The following is a 5,554-nucleotide window of genomic DNA, read 5'->3' as shown; positions in this document are numbered from 1 at the left end:
GTGCCGGCGGCGGCTATCGCGGTCGGCCCGGCGGCGGCGGTCGTCCCGGACAGCGCGGTGGAGCCGCGGGTGCGTTCGGACGCCCCGGCGGCGCGCCGAAACGTGGCCGCAAGTCGAAGCGGGCAAAACGCGCCGAATACGAGAACATGCAGGCGCCCGTCGTCGGCGGCGTGCGGTTACCGCACGGCAACGGCGAAACCATCCGGCTGGCCCGCGGTGCCTCGCTGAGCGACTTCGCCGAGAAGATCGACGCCAACCCGGCCTCGCTGGTGCAGGCGCTGTTCAATCTCGGCGAGATGGTGACCGCTACCCAGTCGGTGGGTGACGAGACCCTCGAGCTGCTGGGCAGCGAGATGAACTACGTCGTGCAGGTGGTGTCCCCGGAGGACGAGGACCGCGAGCTGCTCGAGTCCTTCGACCTCACCTACGGCGAGGACGAGGGCGGCGAGGAAGACCTCGAGACCCGCCCGCCGGTGGTGACCGTCATGGGTCACGTCGACCACGGCAAGACCCGACTGCTGGACACCATTCGCAAGGCCAACGTCCGCGAGGAGGAGGCCGGCGGCATCACCCAGCACATCGGCGCCTACCAGGTCGAGGTCGACCTCGACGGCAACCTGCGGCCGATCACCTTCATCGACACCCCGGGTCACGAGGCGTTCACCGCCATGCGTGCCCGTGGCGCGAAGGCCACCGATATCGCGATCCTGGTGGTCGCCGCCGACGACGGCGTGATGCCGCAGACAGTGGAGGCCATCAACCACGCGCAGGCGGCCGACGTGCCGATCGTGGTTGCGGTCAACAAGATCGACAAGGAAGGCGCCGACCCGGCCAAGATTCGGTCGCAGCTCACCGAATACAACCTGGTGGCCGAGGACTTCGGCGGCGACACCATGTTCGTCGACATCTCGGCAAAGCAGGGGACCAACATCGAGGCCCTGCTCGAGGCGGTCGTGCTGACCGCCGACGCCGCGCTGGACCTGCGGGCCAACCCCGATATGGAGGCCCAGGGTGTCGCGATCGAGGCGCACCTGGACCGCGGTCGTGGGCCGGTGGCCACCGTGCTGATTACCCGCGGCACGCTGCACGTCGGCGACTCGGTGGTGGCCGGCGACGCCTACGGCCGCGTCCGACGCATGGTCGACGAGCACGGCGAGGACGTCGAGGCGGCGCTGCCGTCGCGGCCGGTGCAGGTCATCGGCTTCACGTCGGTGCCAGGCGCGGGCGACAACTTCCTCGTCGTCGACGAGGACCGCATCGCGCGGCAGATCGCCGACCGCCGCAGCGCGCGCAAGCGCAACGCGCTGGCCGCACGCACCCGCAAGCGGATCAGCCTCGAGGATCTGGATTCGGCGCTGAAGGAAACCAGCCAGCTGAACCTGATCCTCAAGGGCGACAACGCCGGCACCGTGGAGGCGCTGGAGGAAGCCCTGTTGAACATCCAGGTCGACGACGAGGTCGAGCTGCGCGTCATCGATCGCGGCGTCGGTGGTGTCACCGAGACCAACGTCAACCTGGCGTCGGCCTCGGACGCGATCATCATCGGGTTCAACGTCCGCGCCGAGGGCAAGGCCACCGAGCTCGCCAACCGCGAGGGTGTGGAGATCCGCTACTACTCGGTGATCTACCAGGCGATCGACGAGATCGAGAGCGCGCTCAAGGGCATGCTCAAGCCGATCTACGAAGAGCGCGAACTGGGCCGGGCCGAGATCCGCGCGATCTTCCGGTCGTCAAAGGTCGGCAACATCGCCGGCTGCCTGGTCACCTCGGGCATCATCCGGCGCAACTCGAAGGCACGGCTGCTGCGCGACAACGTCGTGGTCGCGGAGACCATGACGGTGCAATCACTGCGCCGGGAGAAGGACGACGTCACCGAGGTGCGCGACGGTTACGAATGCGGCCTCACGCTGTCGTACTCCGACATCAAGGAGGGCGACGTCATCGAGACCTACGAGCTGGTCGAAAAGGAACGCGGGTGATGAGCCGCTTGCGCGAAGAACGGAGCGGATTGATGAGCCGCTTGCGCGAAGAACAGAGCGGATTGATGAGCCGCTTGCGCGAAGAACAGAGCGTATTGATGAGCGAAGCGAAGAAGGCCGACAGCCTTGGCTGATCCGGCACGAGCACGCCGGCTGGCCAAGCGGATATCGGCGATCGTCGCCTCGGCGATCGAGTACGAGATCAAGGATCCGCCGCTGGCCTTCGTGACGGTCACCGACGCGAAGGTCACCGGCGATCTGCACGACGCCACGATCTACTACACGGTGCGCGGCGAAACCTTGCAGGAGGAGCCGGACTACGCCGGTGCGGCGGCGGCGCTGGAACGCGCGAAAGGGACGCTGCGCTCCAGGGTGGGCGCCGCGACCGGGGTGCGGTTCACGCCCACCCTGACGTTCGTGCAGGACACCGTGCCCGATACGGCGCATCGGATGGAGGAACTGCTTGCCCGCGCCCGCGCCGCAGATGAGGATTTGGCGAGAGTTCGGCAGGGTGCCAAGCACGCGGGCGACGCGGACCCGTACCGTATCGGTGGGGAGGAAACCGGCGGGGGACCACACGACGCTGAGGACACCGGTGACCGCGATCGACAAGACGACTGACGTCCCTGTAGCGGGTGATCGTGTCGATGCCCGCACCGCTGCGGACCTACTCTCCGCGGCGGATATGGTCAGTGTGGTCTGCCACGTCTATCCCGACGCCGACACCATCGGTGCGGGGCTGGCCCTGGCGCTGGTGCTCGATCACGCCGGTAAGGATGTCGAGGTCAGTTTTGCAACCCCGGCCGAGCTGCCGGAATCCCTGCAATCGCTTCCGGGTGGGCACCTGCTCGTCGCCCCGGAGGTAATGCGCCGCGACGCGGATCTGGTCGTCACCGTCGACATCCCCAGCGTGAACCGGTTGGGCGCGCTGAGTGAATTGGCCGATCCCGCCCGCGAGGTGCTGGTGATCGACCACCACGCGTCCAATCAGCTGTTCGGCAGCGCCAACTACGTCGACCCGTCGGCGGACTCCACGACCCTGCTGGTCGCTGAGCTGCTCGACGTTTGGGGAAAGCCGATCGACAAGGGCGTGGCCCACTGCCTGTACGCGGGGCTGACAACCGACACCGGATCCTTCCGATGGGCGAGCGCGCGCGCACACCGACTGGCCGCCCGGCTGGTGGAGTTGGGCGTCGACAACGCCTCGATCAGCCGCACCCTGCTTGACACTCATCCGTTCGCGTGGCTGCCGATGCTCTCACGAGTGCTGGCCTCGGCGCAGTTGCTGCCCGACGCCGCGGGCGGGCTTGGATTGGTGTATGCCGTTGTGGGCCACCAGGAATGGGCCAATGCGCGACCGGAAGAAGTCGAGAGCATCGTCGATATCGTGCGCACCACGCAGCAGGCCGAGGTAGCGGCGGTGTTCAAGGAGATCGAACGGGGACACTGGTCGGTGTCGATGCGCGCCAAGTCCTATGACCTCGCCGGTGTCGCCAGTGCCTTCGGCGGGGGCGGGCACCCACACGCCGCCGGCTATTCGGCCACCGGGACAGTCGACGACGTCGTGCAGGCCCTCCGCGCAGCCCTTGGCTGACTTCGTCAGCGGGCGTCTTGGCTGAACCGGAGGGTGATCTGCCCGTCGCACCTGCGACCGGCCGGCGCATCGCCGGGTTGGCGTTCCCCGCGCTCGGGGTGCTCGCGGCCGAACCCATCTACCTGCTTTTCGACATCGCCATAGTCGGTCGATTGGGGGCACTGCCGCTTGCCGGCCTGGCGATAGGTGGCCTCGTCCTGAGCACGCTCAGCTCACAGATGACCTTCTTGTCCTACGGCACCACCGCGCGCTCGGCGCGGTTCTTCGGCGCGGGTGACCGTGCCGCGGCGGTCGGCGAAGGCGTGCAGGCCAGCTGGCTGGCACTGGGCTTGGGAACGCTGATCATCGTCGCGGTTCAGCTCGCCGCCGTGCCGTTGGTGTCCGCGCTCGCCGCAGGAGGCGATATCGCCTCGGCCGCGCTGCCGTGGGTGCGGATCGCGATCCTTGGCGTGCCGGCGATTCTGATTTCAGCGGCGGGCAACGGCTGGATGCGTGGCGTGCAGGACACCGCACGGCCGTTGCGCTACGTCGTCGCCGGATTCGCGGTGTCCGCGGTCCTGTGTCCGCTGCTCGTGTACGGCTGGCTCGGTATGCCGCGGCTGGAGCTGGCCGGATCCGCGGTCGCGAACCTGGTTGGTCAGTGGGTAGCCGGCCTGCTGTTCCTGCGCGCGCTGCTGGTGGAACGGGTGCCGCTGCGCATCGAGCCGGCGGTGCTGCGCGCGCAGGTCGTCATGGGCCGCGACCTGGTGTTGCGGACGATAGCCTTTCAGGCCTGCTTTGTCTCCGCCGGAGCCGTCGCGGCCCGATTCGGCGCCGCCGCCGTCGCCGCACACCAGGTGGTGCTGCAACTGTGGAATTTCCTTGCGCTGGTGCTGGATTCGCTGGCCATTGCCGCGCAGTCGCTGGTCGGCGCGGCGCTTGGCGCCGGAGAGCTGGCGCATGCCAAGTCGGTTGCCTGGAGGGTGACGATCTTCTCGACGGTGGCCTCCGCGGTCCTGGCCGGCGTCTTTGCGGTCGGAGCGTCGGTGTTTCCGAGTGTGTTCACCGACGACCGCTCGGTGCTCGACGCTATCGGGGTGCCTTGGTGGTTCATGGTGGCCCAATTGCCGGTCGCTGGAATCGTTTTCGCGCTCGATGGCGTGCTGCTCGGAGCTGGCGACGCCAAATTCATGCGCAACGCAACACTGATCAGTGCACTCGTCGGCTTCCTACCGCTGATTTGGCTGTCATTGGCGTTCGGCTGGGGTCTCATCGGAATCTGGTCTGGCCTGAGCACATTCATGGTGCTGCGCCTGGTGTTCGTTGGCTGGCGTGCCTTCTCCGGACGATGGCTGGTGCCGGGTACAGGCTAACGACGAGCGGGCGTGTCTGTGGGCGACACAGCGTGAGATTCCGCGAGTTTGCGCACTCTCGTAATCTACGAGCGTGAATGACGCGCATGAGTACTGCGGCAGCGATGAGTGGCGGCAAATGATGCGGGAGGTGATCCTGCCGTGGGCGCTCGGCGAAACCGATCTCGGCGATGATGTTCTTGAGGTCGGACCCGGATACGGTGCGACGACCGACGTGCTCGGCGCCGTGTCGGCGCACCTGACCTCGGTGGAGATCGACGACAAGCTGGCGGCCATGCTGCGCGACCGCTTCGCCGATAAGCCGTCGATCGAGATCGTCAACGCCGACGCCACACAACTCCATTACGCCGATGGAAGGTTCACCGGCGCAGCCTGTTTCACGATGCTGCACCACGTCCCGACCGTCGACCTGCAAGACCGTCTGTTCGCCGAGGTTGCTCGGGTACTGCGCCCAGGTGCAGCACTGGTGGCCAGTGACAGCCTTGGCGGCGAGGAACTGGCAGCTGCTCACGCAGGTGACACGTACAACCCTGTCGATCCGACGACGCTTCCCGACCGTCTGGCGGCGGCGGGTTTTCGTGATGTACACGTCAAGACGAACGAATTCGGTTGGGCGGTGGTCGCTCGTA

Annotated in this window: 6 protein-coding genes; all 6 read left to right on the top strand. The window is 67.2% G+C overall.

What is annotated here, in order from left to right:
- A partial coding sequence (gene infB / locus VJV41_RS10335; RefSeq protein ID WP_325333308.1) for a translation initiation factor IF-2 occupies positions 1 to 1,979 on the top strand: 1,979 nt, incomplete at its 5' end.
- The gene (locus tag VJV41_RS10330; protein ID WP_325333306.1) at positions 1,979 to 2,113 is read left to right on the top strand and encodes a hypothetical protein; all 135 of its coding nucleotides are present in this window, start codon (positions 1,979 to 1,981) and stop codon (positions 2,111 to 2,113) included. The genes infB and VJV41_RS10330, both read left to right, overlap by 1 nt.
- The gene (gene rbfA / locus VJV41_RS10325; RefSeq protein ID WP_325333304.1) at positions 2,106 to 2,600 is read left to right on the top strand and encodes a 30S ribosome-binding factor RbfA; all 495 of its coding nucleotides are present in this window, start codon (positions 2,106 to 2,108) and stop codon (positions 2,598 to 2,600) included. The genes VJV41_RS10330 and rbfA overlap by 8 nt, the downstream gene beginning before the upstream one ends.
- Positions 2,575 to 3,573 (top strand): bifunctional oligoribonuclease/PAP phosphatase NrnA, encoded by a 999-nt coding sequence (locus VJV41_RS10320; protein ID WP_325333302.1) that lies wholly within the window; start codon positions 2,575 to 2,577, stop codon positions 3,571 to 3,573. The genes rbfA and VJV41_RS10320 overlap by 26 nt, the downstream gene beginning before the upstream one ends.
- A 17-nt stretch (positions 3,574 to 3,590) precedes the next feature.
- Positions 3,591 to 4,925, top strand: a complete 1,335-nt coding sequence (locus VJV41_RS10315) for an MATE family efflux transporter (protein WP_414684928.1) — start codon at positions 3,591 to 3,593, stop codon at positions 4,923 to 4,925.
- Positions 4,926 to 4,998: 73 nt separating this feature from the next.
- Positions 4,999 to 5,554: class I SAM-dependent methyltransferase (locus tag VJV41_RS10310; protein ID WP_325333300.1), on the top strand; the 556-nt coding region annotated here is incomplete at its 3' end.

The sequence above is a fragment of the Mycobacterium sp. genome (genome assembly GCF_035274705.1).
Classification (GTDB): domain Bacteria; phylum Actinomycetota; class Actinomycetes; order Mycobacteriales; family Mycobacteriaceae; genus Mycobacterium.
Note: the sequence above shows the minus strand (reverse complement) of the source record. Positions and strands in the feature narration are given on the sequence as shown.

Coding starts and splice junctions, on each gene's coding strand:
- VJV41_RS10330 (WP_325333306.1), top strand. CDS start 1,979: ATGAGCCGCTTGCGCGAAGAACGGAGCGGATTGATGAGCCGCTTGCGC.